The 26,164-nt window shown below is 70.7% G+C and carries 21 protein-coding genes; 9 read left to right on the top strand and 12 right to left on the bottom strand.

Annotated elements, in window-relative coordinates:
- Nucleotides 1-128 precede the first annotated feature (128 nt).
- Both KF737_RS06970 and KF737_RS06965 read right to left on the bottom strand, forming a co-directional pair.
- Complete coding sequence (locus tag KF737_RS06970; RefSeq protein WP_296452033.1) at nt 129-1,625, bottom strand: UdgX family uracil-DNA binding protein; 1,497 nt, start codon at nt 1,623-1,625, stop codon at nt 129-131.
- On the bottom strand, nt 1,625-2,848 hold the full coding sequence (locus KF737_RS06965) for a putative DNA modification/repair radical SAM protein (protein WP_296452029.1): 1,224 nt from the start codon (nt 2,846-2,848) through the stop codon (nt 1,625-1,627). Before KF737_RS06965 ends, KF737_RS06970 begins: the two co-directional genes overlap by 1 nt.
- Nucleotides 2,849-3,177: 329 nt before the next feature.
- Between KF737_RS06965 and KF737_RS06960 the strand changes: the two genes are divergently transcribed.
- Complete coding sequence (locus KF737_RS06960) at nt 3,178-6,555, top strand: carboxyl transferase domain-containing protein (protein ID WP_296452026.1); 3,378 nt, start codon at nt 3,178-3,180, stop codon at nt 6,553-6,555.
- A 146-nt stretch (nt 6,556-6,701) separates the two neighbouring features.
- On the opposite strand, the gene KF737_RS06955 is transcribed toward KF737_RS06960, so the two are convergent.
- Nucleotides 6,702-7,712: a hypothetical protein gene (locus tag KF737_RS06955; protein ID WP_296452024.1), complete on the bottom strand. Its 1,011-nt coding sequence runs from the start codon at nt 7,710-7,712 to the stop codon at nt 6,702-6,704.
- A gap of 267 nt (nt 7,713-7,979) precedes the next feature.
- Nucleotides 7,980-8,423: a helix-turn-helix domain-containing protein gene (locus tag KF737_RS06950; RefSeq protein WP_296452022.1), complete on the bottom strand. Its 444-nt coding sequence runs from the start codon at nt 8,421-8,423 to the stop codon at nt 7,980-7,982.
- 71 nt (nt 8,424-8,494) lie between these two features.
- Here KF737_RS06950 and KF737_RS06945 point away from each other — a divergent pair, with 71 nt between their 5' ends.
- The 4 genes from KF737_RS06945 to KF737_RS06930 all read left to right on the top strand — a co-directional run bounded on the left by KF737_RS06945 (nt 8,495) and on the right by KF737_RS06930 (nt 11,826).
- The gene (locus KF737_RS06945; protein WP_296452017.1) at nt 8,495-9,226 is read left to right on the top strand and encodes an SDR family NAD(P)-dependent oxidoreductase; all 732 of its coding nucleotides are present in this window, start codon (nt 8,495-8,497) and stop codon (nt 9,224-9,226) included.
- Nucleotides 9,226-9,828, top strand: coding sequence for a 2-hydroxychromene-2-carboxylate isomerase (locus tag KF737_RS06940; RefSeq protein ID WP_296452015.1), 603 nt, complete (start codon nt 9,226-9,228; stop codon nt 9,826-9,828). Before KF737_RS06945 ends, KF737_RS06940 begins: the two co-directional genes overlap by 1 nt.
- A complete protein-coding gene (locus KF737_RS06935; protein WP_296452012.1) occupies nt 9,825-10,616 on the top strand; it encodes a crotonase/enoyl-CoA hydratase family protein in 792 nt (263 codons plus the stop codon). The genes KF737_RS06940 and KF737_RS06935 overlap by 4 nt, the downstream gene beginning before the upstream one ends.
- Nucleotides 10,617-10,692: 76 nt before the next feature.
- Nucleotides 10,693-11,826 (top strand): hypothetical protein, encoded by a 1,134-nt coding sequence (locus tag KF737_RS06930; protein ID WP_296452009.1) that lies wholly within the window; start codon nt 10,693-10,695, stop codon nt 11,824-11,826.
- 114 nt (nt 11,827-11,940) lie between these two features.
- Here KF737_RS06930 and rodA read toward each other — a convergent pair whose 3' ends face one another.
- The 8 genes from rodA to modA all read right to left on the bottom strand — a co-directional run bounded on the left by rodA (nt 11,941) and on the right by modA (nt 21,447).
- The gene (rodA, locus tag KF737_RS06925) at nt 11,941-13,095 is read right to left on the bottom strand and encodes a rod shape-determining protein RodA (RefSeq protein ID WP_296452007.1); all 1,155 of its coding nucleotides are present in this window, start codon (nt 13,093-13,095) and stop codon (nt 11,941-11,943) included.
- Nucleotides 13,092-15,050 carry a penicillin-binding protein 2 gene (mrdA, locus tag KF737_RS06920; RefSeq protein ID WP_296452006.1) on the bottom strand — a complete coding sequence of 653 codons (1,959 nt, stop codon included), beginning with the start codon at nt 15,048-15,050 and terminating at the stop codon, nt 13,092-13,094. Before mrdA (KF737_RS06920) ends, rodA begins: the two co-directional genes overlap by 4 nt.
- A gap of 4 nt (nt 15,051-15,054) precedes the next feature.
- A complete protein-coding gene (gene mrdA, locus KF737_RS06915; RefSeq protein WP_296452002.1) occupies nt 15,055-17,013 on the bottom strand; it encodes a penicillin-binding protein 2 in 1,959 nt (652 codons plus the stop codon).
- The gene (locus tag KF737_RS06910; RefSeq protein WP_296451999.1) at nt 17,010-17,525 is read right to left on the bottom strand and encodes a hypothetical protein; all 516 of its coding nucleotides are present in this window, start codon (nt 17,523-17,525) and stop codon (nt 17,010-17,012) included. Before KF737_RS06910 ends, mrdA (KF737_RS06915) begins: the two co-directional genes overlap by 4 nt.
- Nucleotides 17,522-18,604: a rod shape-determining protein MreC gene (gene mreC / locus KF737_RS06905; RefSeq protein WP_296451997.1), complete on the bottom strand. Its 1,083-nt coding sequence runs from the start codon at nt 18,602-18,604 to the stop codon at nt 17,522-17,524. Before mreC ends, KF737_RS06910 begins: the two co-directional genes overlap by 4 nt.
- A 156-nt stretch (nt 18,605-18,760) precedes the next feature.
- Nucleotides 18,761-19,804: a rod shape-determining protein gene (locus tag KF737_RS06900; RefSeq protein WP_012522835.1), complete on the bottom strand. Its 1,044-nt coding sequence runs from the start codon at nt 19,802-19,804 to the stop codon at nt 18,761-18,763.
- 249 nt (nt 19,805-20,053) lie between these two features.
- Nucleotides 20,054-20,737 carry a molybdate ABC transporter permease subunit gene (gene modB / locus KF737_RS06895; protein WP_296451994.1) on the bottom strand — a complete coding sequence of 228 codons (684 nt, stop codon included), beginning with the start codon at nt 20,735-20,737 and terminating at the stop codon, nt 20,054-20,056.
- A complete protein-coding gene (gene modA, locus KF737_RS06890; protein ID WP_296452164.1) occupies nt 20,734-21,447 on the bottom strand; it encodes a molybdate ABC transporter substrate-binding protein in 714 nt (237 codons plus the stop codon). Before modA ends, modB begins: the two co-directional genes overlap by 4 nt.
- Nucleotides 21,448-21,581: 134 nt before the next feature.
- On the opposite strand from modA, the gene KF737_RS06885 reads away from it, so the two are divergent.
- Genes KF737_RS06885 through KF737_RS06870 form a run of 4 tightly spaced genes read left to right on the top strand, consistent with a single transcriptional unit; the run spans nt 21,582 to nt 26,103 of the window.
- Complete coding sequence (locus KF737_RS06885; protein ID WP_296451992.1) at nt 21,582-23,681, top strand: TonB-dependent receptor; 2,100 nt, start codon at nt 21,582-21,584, stop codon at nt 23,679-23,681.
- A gap of 17 nt (nt 23,682-23,698) precedes the next feature.
- Nucleotides 23,699-24,487: a TOBE domain-containing protein gene (locus KF737_RS06880; RefSeq protein WP_296451990.1), complete on the top strand. Its 789-nt coding sequence runs from the start codon at nt 23,699-23,701 to the stop codon at nt 24,485-24,487.
- A 46-nt stretch (nt 24,488-24,533) separates the two neighbouring features.
- Nucleotides 24,534-25,046: a homogentisate 1,2-dioxygenase gene (locus tag KF737_RS06875; RefSeq protein ID WP_296451986.1), complete on the top strand. Its 513-nt coding sequence runs from the start codon at nt 24,534-24,536 to the stop codon at nt 25,044-25,046.
- Between the two features lie 4 nt (nt 25,047-25,050).
- Nucleotides 25,051-26,103, top strand: a complete 1,053-nt coding sequence (locus KF737_RS06870) for a cytochrome-c peroxidase (protein ID WP_296451982.1) — start codon at nt 25,051-25,053, stop codon at nt 26,101-26,103.
- Nucleotides 26,104-26,164 lie beyond the last annotated feature (61 nt).

The following is a 26,164-nucleotide window of genomic DNA, read 5'->3' as shown; positions in this document are numbered from 1 at the left end:
ACGTCATGGCCCGGCTTGTCCGGGCCACCCACTGGGCTGTGCATCTGCAGCTCGCCCGTCACCTCACAGCCCAATGGGTCCCCCGGACAAGCCGGGGGATGACGAGGGAAGTGGAGGGAGAATGTGCGCTACGCCGCCAGCGTCCACGCCAGCTTCAGGTCCTCCACGAACGCCTCATAGGCCTCGGCCTTGGCCTTCTCGTCGGGCAGGCGGAGCAGGAACGAAGGGTGGTAGGTGACGACGGCCTGGGCCTGGTCGGGAAGCTGCAGCGCGCGGCCGCGGTTGTCCTTGATGGATGTCGCCTTGCCGAAGACGGCGAGGCCGGCGGTGGCGCCCAGCGCCACGATCACGCGCGGGCGGATGATCCGTCGCTCGGCGTCGAGCCACCAGCGGCAGGCGGCGACCTCGCCCGCGTTCGGCGTCCTGTGGATGCGCCGCTTGCCGGTGAGCTCGTGCTTGAAGTGCTTCACGGCGTTGGTGACCCAGGTCTCGGCGCGCGGGACGCCGGCGGCGGCCAGGGCCCTGTCGAACACCTGCCCGGCGGGGCCGACGAACGGCCGGCCCGCCAGGTCCTCCTGGTCGCCCGGCTGCTCGCCCACGAACAGCAGCCTGGCGCGCGGCGGCCCCTCGCCCGGCACGCCCTGGGTCGCGTCCCGCCAGAGGTCGCAGCGGCGGCAATGGTCGACGCCGGCGGCGATCTCCTCCAGCGAGGTCGGCGCCTGGCCCTCCCAGGGGGCGTCGCGGCTGTTGCGGACGGCGGCCCTGACGACGCGGCGGCCGGGTTCGGTGGGGGCGGCGCGGACCATGTCGCTCGTTCGGGCCTCGGCCTGGGCGATGAGTTCGGGAATGAGGGCCGCCTCGGGGAGGTTCCGCCAGTAGCGCTTGGGCATCTCCTTCCGCATGGCGGCGACCTTCAGGCGGGCCGGGTTGAAGATCGAGGCGTAGTAGGTCTTCCAGTAGTCCTCGAGGGCATCCTCGCGGGGCGCGTCGGCGGGGTCGGCGCCGGGCGTGGCGGCCAGGGCCTTCAGGTCCCAGTGGACGCAGACGTCGGGCGTCAGGATCGAGAAGCGCATGTTGGCGAAGCGCTTCACGAAGAAGGGCGCGGTGGCCTCGGTCACCCGGTGCGCCGGCTCGAACCAGGCGACGTAGACCTCGCCCTCGTCGTCCTTCGCCAGACGGAAGCGGACGAAGGCCTTCATCTTGTGGGCGGCGCGATGGACGTCGCGGGCGAAGCCGTGGGCGCGGGCGACGTCGGCGTCCGACAGGATGTGCATCAGCTCGGGCTTGTCCTGCAGCCGCCACAGCAGGCGGTAGAGCAGGTCGAACCGCTCGTCCGAGCGGTGCAGGATCGCCTGGCCCGCGAGGTCGACGAAGGGCCTGGGGACGCGAAAGCCCTCTCCCCCTTGCCGGGAGAGGGTTGGGCGTAGGGGTGTCGCCTCGGCGCAACCCACGGTCACCCCCACCCCCGACCCCTCCCCGCAAGGGGGAGGGGGGCTGAACAGGTCGGCGCTTCCATCCACCGTCCAGACGACGTGATGGGGCGCGACGCCGGCCTGGCGCAGCGAGCGGGCGGCGGCGCGCCAGCCGTCGAAGTCGGTCTCGTGGGCGAGGCGGACCACGGGCATCAGAAGAGGTCCAGTTGCTGCGGTTCGACCTTCGCGCGGAGGTCGGCCTGGTCGGTGAGCCTGCCGGGCGACCAGTCGGCCGCGACGAGGAAGGGCTTCAGCTTGCCGACGTTGCGCGAGAGGCGGCCGATGTCGGCCATCTCCAGCCGCTTGAAGCGCCGCACCTCGAGGATGCGCCCGACCGCCTTCACGCCCAGGCCCGGCACGCGCAGCAACCGTTCGCGCTCGGCGGTGTTCACGTCGACCGGGAAGTCGCCGCGGTTCCGCAAGGCCCAGGCCAGCTTGGGGTCGATGGCGAGGTCGAGGTCCTCGTCCTCGCCGGCGATCTCGGCGCGCGCGAAGCCATAGAAGCGCATCAGCCAGTCGGCCTGGTAGAGCCGGTGCTCGCGGATCAGCGGCGGGCGGCGGACAGGCAGGCGCGAAGCGGCGTCGGGGATCGGCGAGAAGCCCGAATAGTAGACGCGGCGCAGGCCATAGGCGCCGTAGAGCCCCTCGGCCCGTTTCAGGATCGCCCCGTCGGCCGCGGCGTCGGCGCCCACGATCATCTGGGTGGACTGCCCGGCCGGCGCGAACTTCGGCGGCCGCGCCTTGCGGCCCTTCTCCTTCGAGGCGGCTTCCGAGAGCCGCACCGCACCCATCGCCTTCCTGATCCCGGCCGCGTCCTTCTCGGGCGCCAGCGCGGCCAGGCTCTCGTCCTTCGGCAGCTCGATGTTGATCGACAGGCGGTCGGCGTAGAGGCCCGCCGCCTCCACCAGCCTGGGCGACGCCTCGGGGATCACCTTCAGGTGGATGTAGCCGCGGAAGTCGTGGACCTCGCGCAGGGTGCGCGCGACCCGGACGATCTCCTCCATCGTGTAGTCGGCGCTCCGGATGATGCCCGACGAGAGGAACAGGCCCTCGATGTAGTTGCGCCTGTAGAAGCCGAGCGTGAGGTCGATCACCTCGTCCACCGAGAACCGCGCGCGCGGCGTGTTCGAGCTGACCCGGTTCACGCAGTAGAGGCAGTCGTAGACGCAGAAGTTGGTCAGCAGGATCTTGAGCAGGCTGATGCAGCGCCCGTCCGGCGCGTAGGCGTGGCAGATGCCCATGCCCCCGTCCGTGGACCCCACGCCCTTCCCGCCCATCGAGTCGCGCGTCTTCGTGCCGGACGAGGCGCAGGAGGCGTCGTACTTCGCCGCATCGGACAGGATCGCGAGCTTGCGCTTGAGGGTCAGGGCGGTCATGGGCGGCAGGATATTGTTCTCTATTTGTTCGCGCAAGCGGAGCCGCGCTTCCTTTCCCGCTTTGCGGGAAAGGGGGACCGTCCGCCGACCCCGGCGAAGGCCGGGGGAAGAGCGGATGGTGGAAAGGGAAAGCGGCCGGCAGAGCGGTTCCTTCAGCCTGGGTTGAGCGCCGAGCTTGAGGCTTTCCCTCTCCACCACTCGCTCTCCGCTGCGCTCGGCGAGCGGTCCCCCTCTCCCGCGAGCGGGAGAGGAAGGTTGGCGCCCTCCAACAACTGTTCGAAAGTGGCCCGGAGGCCGCCGGCAGAGCGGGCGCGAGGAGACGGTCAGTGGTGAAGCGGGTGTTGATCGCCAACCGGGGCGAGATCGCAGTCCGGATCGCGCGGGCGGCGCAGGCGCTGGGGATCGAGACGGTCTCGGTGCATTCGGCGGCCGACGCGCGGGGGCTGCACGCCAAGGTCACGACCGAGACGCGGGCCATCGGCGGGCCGGGCGGCGATGCGGTGGCGCCCTACCTCGACATCGAGGCGCTGATCGCAGCGGCGACGGCGTCCGGGTGCGACAGCGTCCATCCCGGCTATGGCTTCCTGTCGGAGAACGCGGCGTTCGCGCGGCGGTGCCTGGCCGAAGGGCTGACGTTCGTGGGGCCGCCGCCCGAGGCGCTGGAGCTGTTCGGCGACAAGGTGAAGGCGCGGGGGCTGGCCGCGTCGCTGGGCGTGCCGACGGTGGCGGGAAGCGCGGGCGCGCTGGCCTCGCCGGCCGAGGCCGAGGCGGCGGCGGGCGCCATCGGCTATCCGGTGATGCTGAAGGCCGCGGCCGGCGGCGGCGGGCGCGGGATGCGCCGCGTGGCCGGGCCGGGCGAACTGGCCGAGGCCTTCGCGCGCTGCCGGAGCGAGGCGGCCGCCGCGTTCGGCGACGGCTCGGTGTTCCTCGAGAAGCTGGTCGTGCGGCCGCGGCACATCGAGGTGCAGGTGCTGGCCGACGCGCGGGGCGGGATGATCCACCTGTGGGAACGCGACTGCTCGGTGCAGCTCCGGAACCAGAAGGTGGTGGAGATCGCGCCGGCGGCGGGCCTGGAGCCGGGCCTGCGCCAGCGCATCCTGGACGACGCGCTGAAGCTGGCGAAGGCGGGCGGCTATGTGAACGCCGGCACGGTGGAGTTCCTGGTGGAGCCGGAGAGCGGCGCGCACTTCTTCATCGAATGCAACCCGCGCATCCAGGTGGAGCACACCGTCACCGAGGAGGTGACCGGCGTCGACCTGGTGGAAACGCAGTTCCGGATCGCGGCGGGGGCGACGCTGGGCGACCTGGGCCTGGCCGAGACGCCGCCGGCGCGGGGCTATGCGGTGCAGGCGCGGGTGACCGCCGTCGGGACCGGGGCGCTGGACGGCTACAAGGAGCCGGCGGGGCCGGGCGTGCGAGTGGACAGTTGCGGCTATCCGGGCCTGACGCCGCCGCCGCAGTTCGACCCGATGTTCGCCAAGGTGATCGCGCGGTCGAGCTCGGCCGGCACCCTGGCCTCGGCGGTGCAGCGGTGCGGCCGCGCGCTGGCCGAGTTCCACATCGCGGGGCTGCCGACCAACCTGGGGCAACTTCAGGCGATCCTGGCCGAGCCGTCGGTCGCGGCGGGCGATGCGCGCACGACGCTGCTCAGCGAAAAGCCGGCGCTGGCGTCACCGAACACGATGCTGAAGGCGTCGAACGCCGCGGGCCTGATGGCCAGGCCGGCCGGCGCCGGAACGCGGCGCGCCGAACCGGCAGCCGCGTCCCCTGCCCTGCCCGTGGGCGAAGGCGAGGAGGCGGTCGAGGCGCCGATGGGCGGATCGGTGGTGGCCGTGATGATCGCGCCCGACGCGGCGGTGTCGGCGGGCGATCCGCTGCTGGTCATCAGCGCCATGAAGATGGAGACCACCGTCACCGCGCCCTGCACGGGCGTGGTGGCGCGGATGGCGGCGGTGGAGGCCGGATCGGCCGTGGCCGCGGGCCAGGTGCTGGCGGCGATCCGGCCCAGCGCGGACGCGGGCGGCGGCGCGACGCCGCGGACCTACGGCGAGGATAGCTGGGCGCCTGTGATGGGCCAGGTGGCGGCGCTGCAGCAGATCGCCCACGACCGCTTCGGCCCGGAGACCCGCGACCCCGGCGTGATCCGACAGCGCAACCGCCAGAAGCTGACGTGCCGCGAACGCATCGACCTGCTGCTGGACGGCGGCAGCTTCCGCGAGGTGGGCAGCCTGGCAGGCTTCGCGAGCTACGACGCCGACGGCGGGATCGCCGACTTCACGCCGGCCAACCACGTGGGCGGCTGGGGCGCCGTGGACGGGCGGCGCACCATCGTCTGCGCCGACGACTTCACCTCGCGCGGCGGCCACTCGGACGGGGCGATCGGGCAGAAGAGCCGCTATCTCGACGAGCTCAGCCTGGAGTTCCGCTGCCCCTCGGTGCGGCTGCTGGACGGCTCGTCGGGCGGCGGCAGCGTGGCCTCGATGGTGCCGAAGCAGGAGGCCGGCGAGGGCGCGGCCAAGGAGAGCACGGGCGCGATCAAGGCCGGCCGGCCGCGGGTCTCGGGCGGCGGCGGCTCGTTCCTGCCGGGGCACCTGGGCTCGGAGATGTACGCCACGCAGCTTAGCTGCGTGCCTGTCGTGAACGTGCTGCTGGGGTCCGTGGTGGGCATCGGGGCGGCGAAGGCCGTGCTGGGCCACTTCTCGGTGATGGTGCGCGATATCGCCCAGCTCTTCGTGGCCGGGCCGCCCGTGGTGGCGCACGCCATGGGCTACGACATCACCAAGGAGGAGCTGGGCGACTGGCGCATCCATTGCCGCAACGGTGCGGTCGACAACCTGGCCGGGACCGAGGCCGAGGCGGTCGAGCAGACCAAACGGTTCCTCTCCTACCTGCCGCCCAGCGTCTGGGACGCGCCGCCGCGGACCGACTGCGACGATCCCGTCGACCGGCGCGAGGAGGAGCTGTTCACGATCGTGCCGCGCAAGCGGACGACGACCTTCGACATGCGCCGCGCCATCCGGCTGATGGCCGACAAGGGCAGCTTCTTCGAGATGGGCGCGCTCTGGGGCTCGGACCAGATCACGGGGCTGGCGCGGTTTGGCGGCATCCCGGTGGGGATCATGGCCTCGGACAGCCGCCACGAGAACGGCGGGGCGCTGACCGCCGACGGCTGCGACAAGCTGAAGAGGCTCTCGGACCTCTGCGACCTGTTCCACCTGCCGATCGTGAACCTCGTCGACAACCCGGGCTTCGCGGTGGGCGTGGAGCACGAGGTGGCGGCCACGATCCGCAAGGGCGGCGAGTGGATGATCGCGTTCAGCCAGGTGAGCGTGCCGATCTTCACCGTGATCCTGCGGCGCAGCTTCGGCGTGGCGGGCAACAACTACGCGACCCCCAAGGCGGCGGCGAGCGCGCGGGTGGTGTGGCCGGCGGCCGACGTGGGCGGCATCCCGCCGGAGGGCGGCATCGAGGCGGCCTACAAGCGCCAGCTCGCCGAGGCCGAGGACCCGGCGGCGCTCAGGGCCGAGATCGAGGCGCGGATCGAGAGCGTGCGCGGGCCGGTGGGGCCGCTGAACCGCTTCCAGATGGAGGAGATGATCGACCCGCGCGACACCCGCCGGTGGATCTGCGAATGGGCCGAAAACGCCTGGCGCATCGTCACCCAACCCGGCCGCCTGGGACCACGGCCGCTGGGCTGGCGTCCCTGACGCCGCGAAGCGGCTAGAAACCACAGAAAACACAGAAGGACACAGAAAAGGCTGCGGCCGACTTCCGTGTTTTCTGTGTCTTCTGTGGTTCGAAAAAAGGAGCCTCCGCTCGCGCGGAGGCTCGGAGTTGGCTTGGGTTCGGGGGATCAGGGCTTCGCGGCGGCCCTGGCGGCCTCGGCGTCCTGGACGCGGGCGCCGCGGAGGATGTTGGGGAGCGAGTAGTTCCCCTCGTGGCAGGCGTACTCGTAGATGGGGCCTGAGGCGGGGCGGAACGGCATCTCGCCGCGCCAGGGCTTCGAGAACGTCACGGGGTCTTCGACGGTGAACTCGTAGAGGAACATGTCCCTGGACTTGCGGGTGAAGCGCTCGATCACCTTGGCGTTCGGCGAATAGGCGAAGCCGCCGGTCAGGCCGCCGACGTAGGCGCCCTTCGGGTTCAGGTTGGTGGTCTCGACCACCAGGGTGTCGCCCTCCCACCAGCCGATGGAGTCGCCCATCCACGGCGTGATCGCCGGCGACGGCCGCCTGTGGTCGGTGAGACGGATGATGCGCACGTCGTGGTTCATCTCGACGTGGATCGCCACGTGGTCCCTGGTCTGGACGATCTGGTAGTGGCCGTTGAAGCCGCCGTTCATCATCGGCGGGCCCTCGATCAGGCCAATGGAGGTGAGGCAGCGCTCCTCGTTGGGGCGGGCTTCCGGATCGGCGTAGCCCTTGGACTTCTCGAAGGCCGCGGTGGCCGCCTTGCCGGCCTCGGTCAGCGGCGGCTGGCCGTCGGCGGGCTCGACGATCCAGGACGAGCGCGGCTGGCCGTCGATGCGGGCGAGCTTCAGGTCCATCTCCAGGAGGTCGGCCTGGGGCGCGGACTTCACCTCCGGCGGCGCCGGCAGGTCGGGGTCGACGTGCTCGGCCAGGAGATCGCCGGCCATCTGCTTGAAGCCGCCCAGCATCATCGCCTCTTCCTGCGGCGTGGCGACGAGGCCCTTGAAGATCGGCGGCCTGACCAGCCAGGTCAGCGAGGTGTTGGTCCACACGCCCTGGAAGTCGGGCTGGCCGAACGGCGTGCGCGGGGCCTTGTAGGCGTCGGCCGCCCGGGCCGCGCTTCCGGCGCCGGCGGCCAGGGCGAGGGCGAAGAAGAGGAGCGTGAACCTGCGCATGCCGGCGTTGTCCGGCGGCCGGCCTCACGGAGCCATGACGCGGCGACTCAACCGCTTGATCGCAGGTAACAGCCGACGCGCCCTCATCCCCTTCTCGCGTTGTCATCCCGGTTTCGCCGCAGGCGAAGACCGGGACCCAACCGTCAGGTGATCTGACGCTTGGGAGGGCGGCCCTGTCGATCGGGGCCACGCCGATACTCAGAGCACCGGTGGGTTGGGTCCGGTCTTTGGCTTCGCCAAAACCGGGATGACATGTGTGGGGGAACGTCAGCGCGCCGGGCGGACTTCGACGTCGCGGACGCCCACGGCTTCGCCGCATTCCGAGCAGGTCTGGACGGGGTGGAAATCGCAGCCGCAGGCCTTGTGGCGGTGGATCAGCGGCGGGCCAGCCTCGCCCGCATAGTGGACGTCGCCCCAGCGGACGATGGCCATGATCACCGGGTGCAGGGCGAGGCCCTTCTCCGTCAGGCGGTATTCGTGGCGGACCGGGCGGTCCTGGTAGGCCTCGCGGCGCAGGACTCCCTCGTCCACGAGCGTCTTCAGCCGCTCGGCGATGATGCTGCGCGAGATGCCGAGGCGGCGCTCGAAATCCTCGAAGCGGCGCACGCCCAGGAACAGGTCGCGCAGGATCATCAGCGTCCAGCGGTCGCCGATCACCGCCACGGTGCGGGCGACGGAGCAGTCCTGCTCGGCGAGGTCGGTCCAGCGCATGGCCGGATTCTCCCATTGACTGGGTTCGAATTCAAGACGATGTTCGTTCGAAATCCGAACGGAGTGGCGACATGGCGGCGGGCGCGTGTCTCGTGGTGGGGGTCGGCGACGGCCTGGGGGCGGCGATCGCCAAGGCGTTCGCGGCCGAGGGCCTGGCGGTCTGCATGACGCGCCGGCCGCGCAACCTCGACGAACTGGAGCGGATCGCGAACGGCATCCGGGATGCGGGCGGCACAGCTCACGCCTATGGCGTCGACGCCCGCGAGGAGGACGAGATGGTCGCCCTCTTCGACAGGATCGAGCGCGAGGTGGGGCCGCTGGAAGTGGTGGTCTTCAACATCGGGGCGAACGTGCGCTTCGGCATCCGCGAGACGACGGCGCGGGTCTTCACCAAGGTCTGGGAGATGGCCTGCTTCGCGGGCTTCCTGGCCGGGCGCGAGGCGGCCAGGCACATGGTCCCGCGCGGCCGGGGCACCATCCTGTTCACCGGGGCCACGGCCAGCGTGCGCGGGCGCGACGGCTTCTCGGCCTTCGCGGCGGCCAAGCACGGCCTGCGGGCCGTGGCCCAGAGCATGGCGCGCGAGCTGGGGCCCGAGGGCATCCACGTCGGCCACATCGTGGTCGACGGCGGCATCGACGGCGTCTTCATCCGCGGGATGCGGCCGAACGCGGAGGACCTGCTGGCCGAGGGCGCGATCCTGCGGCCCGAGGAGATCGCGCAGACCTATGTCGCCCTGCACAAGCAGGGCCGCTCGGCCTGGACCCACGAACTGGACGTCCGCCCCTGGAAGGAGAGCTGGTGATGGCTTCGACGATCGACTTCATCTTCGATTTCGGGAGCCCCAACGGCTACCTCTCGTGGAAGGTCCTGCCGGGGATCGCGGCGAAGCACGGCGCGACGGTGAACCTGATCCCCTGCCTGCTGGGCGGCATCTTCAAGGCTGCGAACAACCGCTCGCCCATGGAGGCGTTCGGCGAGGTGAAGGGCAAGCTGGCCTACGAGAACCTGGAGACGCAGCGGTACGTGAAGAAGCACGGGCTGACCGACTTCCGGATGAACCCCCATTTCCCGATCAACACGCTCGTGATCATGCGCGGCCTGATCGCGGCCCGGCGGATGGGCGTGGGCGACCGCTACCTGGAGACGGTGCTGGCGGCCATGTGGGAGCGCGGCTTGAAGATGGACGATCCCGGGGTGGTGCAGGCGACGCTGGACGAGGCCGGCCTGGACGGCGCGGCGATCCTCGCGGCCACGCAGGACCCCGAGGTGAAGGGCGAGCTGGTCGCCAATACGGAGGCGGCGGTGGCGCGCGGCGTGTTCGGAATCCCGACCTTCTTCGTCGGCGACGAGATGTTCTTCGGCAAGGACCGGCTGGGCCAGGTGGAAGAGGCGGTGGGCGCATGAGCGGGATTGAGAAAACGGCGGGACAGGTCCGCCGCGAACGGCACGGCCACATCCTGAAGGTCGTCATCGACAACCCGGCCAAGCGGAACGCCTTCGACCCGGAGATGATGGCGCAGCTCTCGGCGGCGCTGACCCTGCTGGACGAGGACGACGACCTCCGGGTGGGCGTGCTGACTGCCGCAGGCGCCCACTTCACGGCCGGCCTCGACATGCCGAAGTTCTTCGGGCCGGGCGCGAAGCCCGTGCCGAGGCCCGAGGGCTCGGTCGATCCGTTTGGCATGGACCGGGCCTGCCGCAAGCCCATCGTGACCGCCGTGCAGGGCATCTGCTTCACGGTGGGCATCGAGATGGCCTTGGCGGGCGATATCGTGATCGCCGCCGAGGACAGCCGTTTCTGCCAGATGGAGGCCAAGCGCGGCATCGCACCCCTGGGCGGCGCGCACTTCCGCTACATAAGCCGCGCCGGGTGGGGGAACGCGATGTACCACCTGATGCTGTGCGACGAATTCGGCGCCGCCGAGGCGTACCGGGTCGGCCTCGTGCAGGAGGTGGTCCCGGTCGGGCGGCAGGGCGAGCGCGCCATGGAGGTCGCGCGCCTCATCGCCGCGAACGCGCCGCTGGGCGTTCAGGTGACCAAGGAGGCCGGCAAGCTCTACACCGAGGCCGGCGAGCAGGCCGCGATCGCCGCCGTCCCCGCGATCCGGGCGCGGGTGATGCAGACGGCCGACGCCGCCGAGGGAATCCGCTCGTTCGTGGAGCGGCGCGCGGCCGTGTTCCAGGGGCGCTGACGAACGTCGCACCGCCACGCGCGGTTGTGTCTATACTTGCGGCGAAGCGGCCTGACCGGAGGCTGCGGAGCCGCGCATGAACACGCCCACGCCAGCCGACGTCGAGCCGAACCCGCATGATGGGCTCGAGGACCCGCAGGCCGGCTGGGCGAACGACGACATCCTCTTCACCAAGCCCGCGCGCGACGCCCTGCGCGCCCGCCATCCGACGGCCCTGCGCGTGCTGGACTGGCCCGAACTGCGGGCCCTCTTCGGCAAGCACGAGGCGCCCGCCAACCGGCACGGACGCGCCGACCGCCGGTTCGGCATGGTCTCGGTGGCGGCCGCGGTCGGCGGCCTGATCCTGGCGGGGTTCGCGCCCCTGGCGGCGGGGACGGCGCAGCAGGCGATGGGCGGCCTGGCGCTGGCGCTCTGCCTCGGCGGCGCGGGGCTGGCGCTGTTCCACTGGCTGGGAGCGAACTCGCGGGCCCGCTGGCTCGGCCACCGCTACTGGACCGAGCAGGCGCGCGGCCTCTACTTCCAGACCCTGATCAACAACCTCGACCTGGTCGCCCGCGCCATGACCGACGACCAGGCGCTGGCCGAATGGAAGGTGGTGCGCGGCCGCGCGCTCGCGGCGCTGCCGGCGCCCGAGGTGATGCCGGCGCAACTGGGCCGCCTGGCGGGCGAGCCCGCCGACGCCGAGGCCTGGGTCGTGCGGGAATGGACGGCCTCGCCGGCTCCGCCCCCGGCGTCCGACGAACTCGCCCTGCTGCTCGACCTGCTGCGGCGCAACCGGTTCGGCATCCAGCTCGCCTACACCGAGGGGAAGCTGGGCGACTCCCTGCGGGCGCCGCGCCGCCGCTCCGAGGCGATCCGCGTGGGCAGCGACATCCTGCCGGTGGTCTCGGTGGTGAGCGCAGCCTTCGCGGGCGGGCTCATGGCCTGGGGCGTGCCGGCGACCGATCCGACGACCAGGATCCTGCTGGGCCTGGCGACCAGCGGCGCCGCGGTCGCCCTGGGGCTGCGGCTCATCAACGACAGCCTGCTGCTGACCGACGACGCCGGCCGCTACGCCTGGTACTCGGCCGCCGTGCTGCAGGCCCGCGCCCGCTTCGACGCCGGCGGCCTGCCCGAGAAGATCGAGGCCCTGCGCGACATGGAAGTCGTCGCCTACCGCGACCTCCGCGCCTTCGTGGCGGCGCACTGGCGCGCACGCTACGTGCTGTAGCTGGAGCGCACTCTAGAGCATCGTGCCGAAAAGTGGCGGCCGGTTTTCGGCGAAAACGATGCGAAATCAAAAATTTAGAGCCCGGTGCGTGATTCCCGAATCACGCACCCCGCTCTAGACGAAGCTGCCCTTGCCGCTGGTGACTTCCGCGTAGCGGTGGACGCGCACCGACTGGACGAGGCCGAAGCCGGCCATCACCGTCACCATGACGGTGCCGCCATAGCTGAGCAGCGGCATCGGGACCCCCACGACCGGCGCCAGGCCCATCACCATCGCGCCGTTGATCAGGACGTAGAGCGTGAAGGTGGCGGTCGCGCCTGAGGCGGCCAGGCGCCCGAAATGGCTGTGGCTGAGGTAGGCGGTGCGCAGCGCCATGAAGATCACCGCGGCGTAGAGCGCCAGGATCGAGATGCAGCCCAGGAAGCCGAACTCCTCGGCGAGCGCGGCGAAGGCGAAGTCGGTCTGCTTCTCGGGCAGGAAATTGAGCTGGCTCTGCGAGCCCAGGCCGTAGCCCTTGCCCAGCAGGCCGCCCGAGCCCAGGGCGATCATCGACTGCAGGATGTGGTAGCCCGAGCCCGACGGGTCGCTCTCGGGGTTCAGGAAGGTGAAGATCCGCTCGCGCTGGTAGTCGTGCAGCACGAAGGTGATCATCGGCACCACCGCGGCGATGGCCGTCACGGAGAAGATCGCGATCAGACGCCAGGAGAGGCCGGCCAGGACGACGATCGCGGCGCCGGTGAGCGCGATCAGCATGGCGGTGCCGAGGTCGGGCTGGTGGGCGACCAGCAGGACGGGGAGCGCGATCATCGTCGCGGGCACGAAGAGCCACCAGGACAGCCGCGCCCGTTGGGCCGGGACGCCGTGGTAGAGGCGCGCGAGCGCCAGCACGATGCCCAGCTTCATCACCTCGGACGGCTGGAAGCTGAACGGCCCGATGGAGAGCCAGCGCTGCGCGCCCAGGCGCACGTCGCCCACCGCCTCCACCGCGACCAGCAGCAGGAGCCCGAACCCGTAGAGCGGATAGGCGATGGCGAACCAGACCCGCAGGTCGACCACCGCCAGCACGATCATCACCAGCAGCAGCAGCGCGAAGCGGCCCAGGTGCGCCGCCGCCCAGGGCATCCACGACGACCCCGCCATGGAGAACAGCATCAGGGCGCCGGCGCCGGCGATCAGGCTGAGCACCAGCACGAAGACCCAGTCGATCTCGCTGAGCTTGACGATCAGGCGGTCGCGTTCGCCGGGGCGCGTGAGGGCCGAGACGGTCATGCGGGCTTTCCTGTCGGAGCCTGGGCGGTGACGACGCCGTCGGCGGCGTCGGGCTGGTTCTGCATCTCGGGCGGCAGGTCGGGCATCGGCGCGGGGCGGACGACACGCTTCATGACGTCTGGATCCTTCAGCAGCACCGTGCGCATGATCTCCCGCGCCCGCGGCGCCGCGGCGGCCGCGCCGAAGCCGCCGTGCTCGACCAGGACGCTGATGGCGTAGCGCGGGTCGTCATAGGGCGCGAAGGCCACGAACCAGGCGTGGTCGCGCAGCTTCCAGGCCCCGGCGGTGCCATGCACGCCGCGGCCGGCGCCGTAGGAATAGGCCTGGGCGGTGCCGGTCTTGCCGGCCATCTTCACGTTCCCCAGCCCCAGGTCGGCCACGCGGGCGGCGGTGCCGATGGTGGTGACGGCGGCCATCGCCTCGCGCACGAAGTGGAGGTTGTCCTTGTTCACCGGCAGGTCGCCCCAGGCCGCGCCCGACTTCTGCTCGACCCCGCCGATGGCGCGGACCAGGCGCGGGTGCAGCGACTTCTCGCCATTGGCGATGCGCGCGGTCATCACGCAGAGCTGCAAGGGGTTCAGGTTGGTGTAGCCCTGGCCGATGCCCATGCTGGGCGTCTCGCCGGGGTGCCACTTGGGGTCCTTCGGGAAGCGGCGCTTCTTGTAGGCGGTGTCGGGGACCAGGCCCTTCTTCTGGCCCGGGATGCCGATGTCGAAGATCTCGCCCAGGCCGAACTTGCGCGCCGTCTCGGCGATCCGGTCGGGGCCGAGCCAGAGCGCGGTCTGGTAGAAGTAGATGTCGCAGGAGGTGGCGACGGCGTGGTGCAGGTCCTGCGCGCCATGCACCGCATCGCACTTCCACATCCGGCCGAAGTACCAGTGGCCGCTACAGACGTGGACGGTCTTGGGGTCGTAGCCGTTCTCGAGCGCGGCCAGGGCCACCATGGTCTTGAAGGTGGAGCCCGGCGGATAGGTCGCCGTCAGCGCCTTGTTGAACAGCGGCTTGTGGTCGTACTGCGCGAGCCCCCGGTATTCCGCGCCGGTGAGGCCGCGGACGAACCGGTTGGCGTCGAAGCTGGGACCCGAGAACAGGCAGAGCAGGTCACCGTTACGCACGTCCATGACGACGGCCGCGCCGCTCTCCTCGCCGAACACCTCCTCGGCCCGAAGCTGCACGTCGGCGTCAAGGGTGAGCTCGATGACCTTGCCGGGGGTCGCCGGGATGTCGCCCTGGGCGTCCTCGCGGACCTCGCGCCCGTTGGCGTCGACCTCGACCTTCTTGGCCCCGGCCTTGCCCCGCAGGTCCATGTCGAAGGCCTTCTCGACCCCCTGCTTGCCGATCCGGAAGCTGGGGTGGAGCATGATCGGGTCGGGATGGGGCCCGGCCTTCTCGACATCCTCCTTGTTCACCTTGGCGACGTAGCCGATCACGTGGGCGAAGGCGCCGCCGTGGGGATAGACGCGCACCTCGCCCATGTCGGCGGTGACGCCGGGCAGTTCGGGCGCGCGGACGTTGATCGCGCTGAACTGCTCCCAGCTCATGTCTTCCATGACCTGGACGGGCGCCCGCTTGGGCGCGGAATTGATGTCCTTCAGCAGGCGGCGCTGGCGCGTCTCGTCCAGCGGCACGTACTCGGCCAGGGTGTGCAGCGTGGCCTCGGGGTCCATGCCCTTGTCGCGGGCCACCATCAGCCGGAAGTTCGGGCGGTTGGCGGCCAGGATCGCGCCGTTGCGGTCGACGATGATGCCCCGCGGCGCCGGCATGAGCTTGAAGTTGAACTGGTTCGAGGTCGCCAGCTTCTCGTAGCGCTGGGTCTCGAAGAGCTGCAGGTAGGCCAGCCGCGCGCCCAGCGCCGCCATCCCCACGCCCGCGAACGCGCCCATGAGGATCGACCGGCGGTGGAAGGCGCCCTGCCGCTCGTTGACCTCCTCGAAGAAGATGGCGGGCTGGGTCATCGGGTCACGCCGGCCGCTCGACGTTGGAGACCTCGGGGACGATGTCCAGCTCACGGTCCGGCGTCAGTTCGGGCATCGGCATCGGCTTCAGCACGCGCGCCACGATCTCGGGGTCCTTGAGCAGGGCCGTGCGCATGATCTCGCGCGCCCGCGGGGCCGCGGCCGTCGATCCGCCCATGCCGTGCTGCACGATCACGGCCAGGGCATACCGCGGCTCGACGATCGGGGCGTATGCGACAAAGAGGCCGTGGTCGCGCAGATGCCAGGCCCCGCCCTTCCCGCGCGAACCGCCGCTGTCGTAGTTGCGCACCTGGGCCGTGCCGGTCTTGCCGGCCATGGTGATGTCGCCGAGACCGAGCTGGCTGGCGCGCCAGGCGGTGCCGCCCACCTCCGTCACCGCCGCCATGCCGGCGCGGACGCGATCGATGTGCTCGCGCGGGAACGGCAGGTCCGCCACGTCGGAGCCACGCGGCAGCTCCTTGCCGCCGACCGAGCGGATCAGCCGCGGGTTCAGCGCCTTCTGCCCGTTGGCGAGCCGCGCGGTCATCACCGCGAGCTGCAGCGCGTTCACCTGCAGATAGCCCTGGCCGATGGCGTACGAGAGGTTCTCGCCCGGCCACCAGGGCTGCATCTCCTTGTTCTTCTTGAAATACCTCTTCTTCCACTCGCGGTCGGGGACGATGCCCTTCTTCTGGCCCGGGATGCCGATGTCGAAGGTCTGGCCCAGGCCGAAGGCGCGCGCCGCCTCGGCGATGCGATCGGGGCCGACGCGCAGCGACATGGCGTAGAAGTAGGTGTCGCAGGAGTTCTTGATCGCGTCGTTCAGGTTCTGCGACCCGTGCCCGCCGCGCTTGTGGCAATGGAAGAAGCGGCCGCCGAAGTGCATGCCGCCGCCGCAGCTCACCCGCTCCTCCGGGCTGACGCCGGCGGTCAGGATGGCCAGCGCCGTCATGGTCTTGAAGGTGGAGCCGGGCGGGTAGAGGCCGGACAGGCACTTGTCGAGCAGCGGCTTCCTCTCGTAGCCGGTCAGCGCCCGGTACTCGGCCCCGGTCATGCCGCGCACGAAGCGGTTGGCGTCGAACGACGGCGCCGAGGCCATGCAGAGGATGTCGCCGGTGCGGCAGTCCATCATCACCGCGCCGCCGCTCTCCTCCCCGAACACGTCGAGCGCGCGGTTCTGGACGTCGACGTCGAGGGTGAGCTGCACCTCCGCGCCGGGCGTGGCGGGGATGTCGCCCTCGGGGTCTTCGCGGACCTCGCGGCCGTTGGCGTCCACCTCGACCTTCTTGGCGCCGGGCTTGCCGCGCAGATCGACGTCGAGGGCCTTCTCGACGCCCTGCTTGCCGACCCGGAAGCTGGGATGGAGCATGATCGGGTCGCGGTTGGGCCCCGCTTCCGCGACGTCTTCCTTGTTCACCTTGGCCACGTAGCCGATCACGTGGGCGAAGGCGCCGCCGTGGGGATAGACCCGCACCTCGCCCATGTCGGCGGTGACGCCCGGCAGCTCAGGGCCGCGCAGCTTGATCGCGCTGAACTGCTCCCAGCTCATGTCCTCGATAACCTGGACCGGCGCGCGCTTCGGGGCGGCGTTGATGTCCTTCAGCAGGCGGCGCTGGCGGGCCTCGTCCAGGGGCACGTAGTCGGCCAGGTGCTTCAGCGTCGCCTCGGTGTCGAGGTCCTTGTCGCGGTGGACCAGGAGCCGGAAGTTCGGGCGGTTGGCGGCCAGGATCGCCCCGTTGCGGTCGACGATCAGCCCGCGCGGCGCCGGCATGAGCTTGAAGTTGAACTGGTTCGAGGTCGCCAGCTTCTCGTAGCGCTGGGCCTCCAGGAGCTGGAGATAGGCGAGCCGCGAGCCCATGCCCGCGATGCCCAGGCCCGCGAAGGCTCCCAGCAGGATCGCGCGGCGGTGGAACACGCCCTGACGCTCGTTCACTTCCTCGAAGAAGATGGCCGGCTGCGTCAACGGAACCTCACGTCGGCGTCTTCGAAGCGCTCGATGAGCTGGTTGGCGAAAGGATACAGCACGATCGTGGCGAGGAATTGCCACAACACCGTCAGCGGGTCGGGCGCGTTGCGGGTGTCGAGCATCGTGAGCAGGTAGCCGGCGCCGATCGTCAGCATCGTGGCGCCGACGTACCAGATGATCATCATGAGCTGGCTCTGGCCCTGCAGCATCGTGCGGCCCCCCAGCACGATGCCGTACGGCAGCAGCAGGCACACGGCCCAGAAGCCGGTGGGCGCGCCCCAGAGCATGTCGAGGAACAGGCCCAGCAGCATCACGCACACGGGCCCCAGCATCGAGGGCCGGATCACCGCCCAGGCGAAGGCCACCGGCAGGGCGAAGATCGGCTCGGGCAGACCGTAGCCGTTGAAGCGCATCGGCAGGGCGAACAGGATCGTGGCGGCCATCACCGCCAGCATCGGCAGCCCCAGCCAGCGCCAGGGCGCGAGCGGCCGGGCGCCGCCGCCGCTCATTCCGGCTCCGCCCCGGGTCTGGGCGCCGGCGCCTTCGTGGCCGGAGCCTTCGGGGCGGGCGTGGCCGCGGCCGTCGCCGGCGGGGCGCCGGCCGACCCGGCTGGCGGAGTCGCGGTCTTCGGCGCAGGGGGCGCGGCGGCGGCCTTCGGCGCGGGCGGGGCCGGCGGCGGAAGCGTCGAGGCGCCCGGGGTCGGCGGCGGGACCTGCGCCTTGTCGAGGGCGGCGCGGTTCACGATCTGGGTGAAGTCCTCGAACAGCAGGATACGGACGTAGTCCACCGGGGCCTTGTCCGAGGCCAGCACCACGCGCCAGCGGCCGTCGAGGCCCTTCACCGCCACGCCCACCGGAAGGCCTCGCGGGAAGACGCCGCCGTCGCCGGACGTCAGCACGCGGTCGCCGCTCTTCACGGCGTTCACGCCGCGCAGGTAGTCGAGCTTGGGGTTCGGGCCGCCGTCGCCGGTCAGGATGGCCCGCGCATTGGTGCGGTCGATCATCACCGGCGTGCGCGAGGCCACGTCGGTCAGCATCAGGACACGGCTGGCGCCGTCGGTCACGCCGACCACGCGGCCGACCAGGCCGTTCTCGCTCATCACCGGGTTGCCGGGACGCACGCCCGCTTCGCGGCCGACGTTGGCCAGGCGCGAGTTGGCGAAGGGGCCTCTGGAGTCGGTGACGATGCGCGCCGTCGCCATCGGGATCGGCGGGTCGGTCTTCAGGCCCAGAATCTGGCGGTAGCGCTCGTTGGTGTCGCGCAGCGCGATGGCCACGTCGCGCCATTGCCGCGCGTTGTCGAGCTCGGCCTTCAGGCGGCGGTTCTCGGAGACGGCGAAGAAGTAGCCGCGGATGCCCTCGACGCCCTGCCCCGTCAGGCGACCCGGCGTGGACAGCGCATCGCCCACCGGCGCCAGGACCTTGTCGGTCATGGTGCGCGGGTTGCCGTACTCGTCGGTGTCGAACGCCTCGCGCCGGTCGGAGAGCAGGATCGCGACGGACGCGATCAGCACGACCACGAACACGATCCCCGCGGTCCAGGTGAGCGGGACCCTCAGTTCGCCGAGCGGGTTGTCCCTCAAGGACATCTCAAACTCCGCTCATCCCGGCGAAGGCCGGGACCCAGATGGCGAGCGCCGAAGTGTGTTCCAAAGCCGCGGAGCCTGTCCGATCAGCCGCCCAGTTCTTGGATCTGGGTCCCGGCCTTCGCCGGGATGAGCGGAACATTGGTTTTCGCCGTGATCCTACGCCAGCGTGCTTTCCAGGACGCCCTTCATCCACTTGGGATGCTCGAGCACCTTGCCGCAGCCGAGCGCCACGCACGACAGCGGGTCGTCGGCCACGGTGACCGGCAGGCCGGTGTGGTCGCGGATCTCGGCGTCGAGGCCGCGCAGCAGCGCGCCGCCGCCCGTCAGCATGATGCCCTTGTCGGCGATGTCGGAGGCGAGTTCCGGGGGCGTGGCCTCCAGCGCCATCTTCACCGCGTCGACGATCTGGCCGACCGGCTCGGAGAGGGCGTCGGACGCCTGCTTCTCGCTGATCCGCACCTCGCGCGGCACGCCCTGCATCAGGTCGCGGCCCTTCACCTCGATGGACAGGCCCTCGCCGTCGGCCGGGGCGCGGGCGGTGCCGATCTCCTTCTTGATCCGCTCGGCCGTGGTCTCGCCGATCAGCAGGTTATGGTTGCGGCGCATGTAGCTGATGATCGCCTCGTCCATCTTGTCGCCGCCGACGCGGACGCTGCGCGAATAGACGATGCCGGAGAGCGAAAGGACGGCCACCTCGGTGGTGCCGCCGCCGATGTCGACCACCATCGAGCCGGTGGGCTCGTGGATCGGCAGGCCCGCCCCTATGGCGGCGGCCATCGGCTCGTCGATCAGGCCCACGCGGCGGCCGCCGGCGTTCAGGCACGAGTCGTTGATGGCGCGGCGCTCCACGGCGGTGGCGCCCGAGGGCACGCACACGATCACCTTGGGGTTCACGAAGCCCTTGCGGTTGTGGACCTTGCGGATGAAGTACTTGATCATCTCCTCGGCGACTTCGAAGTCGGCGATGACCCCGTCGCGCATCGGGCGGATGGCTTCCATGTGGCCCGGCGTGCGGCCCAGCATCTGCTTGGCCTCGATGCCCACGGCGTGGACCACCTTGCGGCCGCCGACGTTGCGGAGCGCCACGACCGAGGGCTCGTTGAGCACGATGCCCTTGCCCTTCATGTAGATCAGCGTGTTCGCGGTGCCGAGGTCGATGGCGATATCGTTCGAGATGGCGCCGAAGAGCGAGGAGATCATGCAAGGCCCTGAGGGATAGGGGCTGAAGACGCGTCCGACAGTGGGTCCCAAAGCCGGACCGACCTGACGCGATAGAATGCGTCGAGTCGCTACGCTTTGTCTGGCGGGCTTTGATGTCCCTCTGCCCTGACGAAACTGGCATTTCAAGGCTTAAAGAGCGGTGTGTGCGTTCGCGTCGCGCGCGAAATGTGTTGCAGCGCACCGCCGCGGAATCGCCCGAATTTCATCGCAGCGCGGCGACGCTCCCGCCTACCGTTCGTTGAGTGGCGCCACGAGGAACCGCCGCTCGAGCCGCAGCAGGCTCAGGACCACCGCGAAGCCGAACGCCGTGAGCAGCGCCGCGAGCATGTGGGCGCGGCCCCATTCGAGCGCCTCGACCGACTTGAAGATCTCGATGGAGAGCACGTTGGTGACCCCCGGGATCGCGCCGCCGATCATCAGGACCACGCCGAACTCGCCGATGGTGTGGGCGAAGGTCAGGATCGCGGCGACCACGTAGCCGGGAGCCGCCAGCGGAAACGCCACGCGCAGGAAGGTCTGCCGGCCGGTGGCGCCCAGGGTGGCGGCCGCGTCGAGGTTGTCGTCGCCCACGGCCACGAAGGCGTTGCGGAGCGGCTGCACGGCGAACGGCAGCGAATAGATCAGCGAGCCGATGACGAGGCCGGTGAAGGTGAAGGCCAGCGTGCGCACGCCCAGCGCCTGCAGCGGCGCCATCAGCGGGCTCGCCGGGCCCAGCGCGATCAGCAGGTAGAAGCCCAGCACCGTCGGCGGCAGCACGATGGGGAGCGCGACCAGGGCGCCGACGACCTGGCCGGCGATCCCTTGCGTCCGCGCCAGCCACCAGGCGAGCGGCGTCGCGATCACCAGCAGGATCGCGGTGGTCACGCCCGCCAGCTTGAGCGTGAGCCAGATGACGGGAACGAGGTCGGTCACGGACGCCGGGGGACCTCGTAGCCGTAGCGCCGGATGATGGCCTTGGCCTCCGCGCCCTTGAGGAACGCCATGAAGGACGTGGCGGCGGCGTTGCCCGCGCCGGTCTTCAGGAGCACCGCCTGCTGGTCTATGGGCGTGTGCAGGGCGGCCGGCACGACCCAGCGCGAGCCGCCGGTCGCGCCGGCGAGCTGCGAGAGGGCCACGAAGCCCACCTCGGCCGCGCCGGTGTCGACGAACTGATAGGCCTGGGTGATCGACGCGCCCTGCACGAGCTTCGGCCTCAACTGCGCCTCGACGCCCAGCTTCCGCATCGTCTCGACGGCGGCCTCGCCGTAGGGCGCGGTCCTGGGGTCGGCGATGGCGATCTTCCGGAACCGGCCGCTCTTCAGCACCGCGCCCCTGGCGTCCACGAGGCCCGGCGTCTTCGAGTAGAGGACCAGCCGTCCGGTGGCGTAGGTGAAGCGGCTGCCGGCGACGCCCAGGCCCTCGGCCTCGGCCTTCCGCGGCCGCTCGGCGTCGGCCGACAGGAACACCTCGTAGGGCGCGCCGTTGGCGATCTGGGCGAAGAACTGGCCCGACGAGCCGAAGCTCAGCGTCGCGTCATGGCCGGTGCGCGCCTTGAACCGCGCGGCGATCTCCTTGGCCGGCTCGGTGAAGTTGGCGGCCACGGCGACCTTCACCTCCGCGGCGAGGGCCTGGCCCGCGGCCATGAGGCCGAAGCCCGCGACGATCGCAGCAAGGACAAGACGGCGTCGCAGCACCTTCGGCACTCCTTGTGGCTTTCGCGCCACAGCGAACTCACTCCAGCATCGTTATGTAGGCAATGTACATAACGGGGATGGGAATGAACCTCAGGACAATTCTTCTGGCGTCCAGCATAGCGGCGCTCGCCTCGGGCGCACAGGCCGCCGACAGCGACGTCTACACCCTGGGCGAACTGGTCGTGACGGCCAAGACGGCGGCCGGGGAGACCATCGGCGGCTCGGTGGTCACCGGCGAGACGCTCAGGACCTACAACAAGCAGACGGTCGACCAGGCGCTGGCGCTCGTGCCCGGGACCAACGCGTCGAACACCGGTGGTTCGCGCAACGAGCGGCTGGTCTACGTGCGCGGCTTCGACCGCTTCCAGACGACCCTGTCGATCGACGGCGTGCGCGTCTTCCTCCCGGCCGACAACCGCATCGACTTCGCCCGCTTCCTGACCGCCGACCTCGCCGAGGTGCAGGTCTCGAAGGGCTATGTCTCGGTGCTGGACGGCCCCGGCGGCCTGGGCGGCGCGATCAACCTGGTCACGGTGAAGCCGAGCCGGCCGATCGAGGCCGACGCGCAGATCGCATCCTTCTTCAACCGCCGCGTGGCCCATGAGGCGTTCCTCGTCTCGGGCCGCCTGGGCGGCAAGTTCGAGAACGGCGTCTACTGGCAGGCGTCGGGCGCCTACAACGACCGCGACCACTTCACGCTGTCGAAGAAATACGACCCGACGGCGCTGGAGGACGGCGGGACGCGGGGCAATTCGCAGTCCGAGGACTGGCGCATCAACCTGAAGGCCGGCTGGCAACCCAACGACACCGACGAATACTCGATCAACTACACCCGGAGCGAAGGGGAGAAGAACGCGCCCTACAGCGTGCGTGACACCGCCAACACCCGCTTCTGGAGCTGGCCCTACTGGGACATCGGCAGCCTGGCGTTCCTGAGCCGAACCCAGCTCACCGACGGGCTCACCCTGAAGACGCGGCTCTACCGCAACACCTTCGACAACCTGCTCTCGGCGTTCGACACCAGCAACCAGAGCACCCAGACCCTGCCGCGGGCCTTCAACAGCTACTACAACGACCACGCGACGGGCGGGAACGTCGAGCTGGACTGGTCGATCAGCGAGACGTCGCGGCTGAAGGGCGTGTTCTACGCACGCCAGGACGTACACCACGAGCGGCAGGACGGCTTCACGCGGACGCCGGCGACGGGCAACCCGTTCGTCAACGCGCCCTACTCCGAGCCGCGGCAGACCAACAACGAGTACACCTACTCGGCAGCCGGCGAGTATTCGACCAGCCTGTCCGACGCCCTCGAGGTGGTGGTCGGCGCCTCGTACGACTGGACCGACCTCAAGACCGCCAACGACGTCAACGTGCTGGTCACCGGCACGACCATCGCCAACTCGGTCATCAGCTTCCTGCCTGTGAACTACCCGCTGAAGGACAACCAGGCCTTCAACGCCCAGGCGGCGGTTCTCTACCGGCTGGACGACACCACCAGGCTGCACGCCAGCGTCTCCAGCCGGGCGCGCTTCCCGACCGTGTTCGAGCGGTTCAGCTCACGGATGGGCACGGCGATCCCGAACCCGGACGTGAAGGAGGAGCGGGCGACCAACTTCGAAGTCGGGCTCGATGCGCAACCGGTGGAAGGCATGAAGCTGACCGGGGCCATCTTCTACTCCGACCTGAAGAACGCCCTGATCCAGATCCCCGTCGCGGTGCCAGGCTTCGGCAACGTCAACCAGACCAAGAACGCGGCCGATGGCGAATACTACGGCTTCGAAGCCAGCGCGGCGGTGGCGGTCGACGACGCCTTCGACGTGGGCGGCAACCTCACCTACATGCACCGCAAGCTGACCGACCCGACCAACGCGGCGTTCCGGCCGCAGGGCGTGCCGGACTGGAAGCTGTTCGCCTACGCCAACTGGCGGCCCGTCGAGAAGCTGACCATCCGGCCCAACGTCGAGTACGCCGACCAGCGCTGGACGGTGACCACCACGACGCCGCTGGCCTACTACAAGACCGGCTCGTACCTGCTGGTGAACCTCTCGGCGGACTATGCCCTGAGCGACAACTTCACGGTGACCGCTGCGGTGCAGAACCTGGGCGACCAGGACTACCAGCTCACCGACGGCTTCCCCGAAGCCGGCCGCTCGTTCTATCTGAGCCTGCGCGCGAGGTACTGACCGCGGAGGATCCCACCATGGCCGACGACCTGAGCGCCTCCCTGGTCCTGCGGAGAGGCGCGCTGGCCCGCGTCGGCCTGGAGCGGGTGGCGCTGGTCGAGGCGGTGGCCGAGCTGGGCTCGATCAGCGCCGCCGCCCGGAAGCTGGGCCTCTCCTACAAGGGCGCCTGGGACGTCGTGCAGGCGCTCAACAACCTGTTCGACACCCCGATCATCGAGGCGGCGCCCGGCGGCAAGACCGGCGGCGCGGCGCAGGTGACCGCGCGCGGCCGGGCGGTTGTCACCGCGTTCCGGCGGGTGCAGGAGGAGCTGGACGCGGCGCTCGCCAAGCTGGACGCCAGCTTCAGCGGCGAACCCGCGGCGGACCTGTTCTGGAGCCTCGGCATGCGGACCAGTGCGCGCAACGCCCTTCGCGGGACGATCAGCGACATCACGCCCGGCGCGGTGAACGGCGAGGTGACGCTGGGCCTCGCCACCGGAGTCTCCATCACCGCGATCCTCACCCGCCGCAGCATCGAGGACCTGGAGCTGGCGGTCGGCCGGCCCGCCATCGCGCTGATCAAGGCCAGCTTCGTGATCCTGGCCAAGGGTGAGAACCTGCGCACCTCGGCCCGCAACCACATCCCGGGCGTGGTCGCGTCCCGCGAGGACGGCGCGGTGAACAGCGAGATCAGCCTCGACATCGGCGGCGGCAAGACGCTGGTCGCCACCGTCACCCTCGACAGCGCGAACGCCCTGGAGCTGGCCGTCGGCGACAAGGTGACCGCGCTGGTGAAGGCCCCGCATGTGATCCTGGCGGTGGAGTAGCGCGCTCGTTATGTATCGTGACTGCCGATCGTTTCTGGGAGCCGTCATGCGCCTGATCTTCGTCCTCGCCGCGCTCGCCCTGGCCGCGCCGGCCGCCGCGCAGGAGGCCGCGCCCGTCTGCCCGGCCGACGCCAAGCCGATCCCGGGCCACCTCGCGGGCTGGACGCATCCGGCGCCGCTCGCCGCCGCGGCCAGCGCCGCCGACGCCGGCAAGGCGGCGCTGATGGTGGGCCAGGCCGCCGACGCCGCCCTGCCCTCCACGGGCGACGTGAAGTTCGCCCTGCGCCCCGAGAAGCCCGGCGGCAGCGTCAGCCACGGCGGCGTCTTCAGCGTCGATATCGACAAGCCCGGCGCCTACACGGTGGCGCTCTCGACGGGCGCCTGGATCGACGTGGTGCGCGACGGCAAGGCCCTGGAGTCGAGCGCCCACGGCCGCGGCCCCGCCTGCACGAGCCTGCGCAAGATGGTCCAGTTCCAGATGCAGCCCGGCCGGTACCTGATCCAGATCTCGGCCAACGCCGAGCCCCGGATCGGGATCATGGTCGCCGCCAACCCCTGAGCCGATGATCCCCCAAGCGAAGATCCGGGGCGGACTTCGCATCCTCGCCGCCGCCTGCGCGGTCGCGGCCGGGGTGGTGCTGGGCGGCCTGGCCGCCGCGCCCGAGCCGTTCGACTGGCGCCTGCCGCCGGGCGTGGCCCCGCCGCCGGTCCCGGCCGACAACCCGATGAGCGCGGCCAAGGTCGAGCTCGGCCGCCGGCTGTTCTACGACGCCGACCTCTCCATCGACGGCGCCATCTCGTGCGCCACCTGCCACGAGCAGCACCACGGCTTCACCGACAGCAACCGGACGCGGCCCGGTGTCCACGGCACGCCGGGCCGCCGCAACATCATGAGCCTGGCCGGCGTCGGCTACCTGAGCCCGCTCACCTGGGCCGACCCGCGCGCGGCGACCCTGGAACAGCAGATGCTGATCCCGGTGCTGGGCGAGAGCCCGGTCGAGATGGGCATGAAGGGCCAGGAGGCCGAGCTGGCCCGCCGCCTCGCCAAGGACGCCTGCTATCGCCGCATGTTCGCCGAGGCGTTTCCCGACGACCGCGGGGAGATCGGGATGGCCACCGTCGCCAAGGCGCTGGCGGCCTTCCAGCGCACGATGCTGGCCTTCGACACGCCCTATGACCGCAGCCGGGCGGGCGACTGGAGCGGCATGGACGCCGCCGCCCAGTACGGCTGGGCGCTGTTCAACAGCGAACGCCTGAAGTGCGCGACCTGCCACAGCGGGCCGGCGTTCAGCGACAGCGCCTATCATGCGCTGGCGGGCCAGGCGGCGGCAGATGACACAGGCCTCGCGGAGATCAGCGGCCGGGCCGGCGATCTCGCCCGCTTCCGCACGCCGGGCCTGCGCAACGTGGCGGTCAGCGGCCCCTACCTGCACGACGGCGCGGCCGACACCCTGGCCGCCGCGATCCGCCGCCACTTCGCGGCGACCGATCCGAACGCGCCGACCGCCGCCGAGATCACCGACCTGAGCGCCTTCCTGCGCAGCCTCACAGACGCGGGGTTCCTCAAGGACCCGCGCTTCGCCCTCCCCCAGACCGCCTGCGGGGAACCGCTCTGACTACTCCGCTCATCCCCGCGCATGCGGGGACCCAGACTTCGCTTCTTCGGCTGCTGCGTTG

Source organism: Phenylobacterium sp. (assembly GCF_019636135.1).
GTDB lineage: Bacteria > Pseudomonadota > Alphaproteobacteria > Caulobacterales > Caulobacteraceae > Phenylobacterium.
Note: the sequence above shows the minus strand (reverse complement) of the source record. Positions and strands in the feature narration are given on the sequence as shown.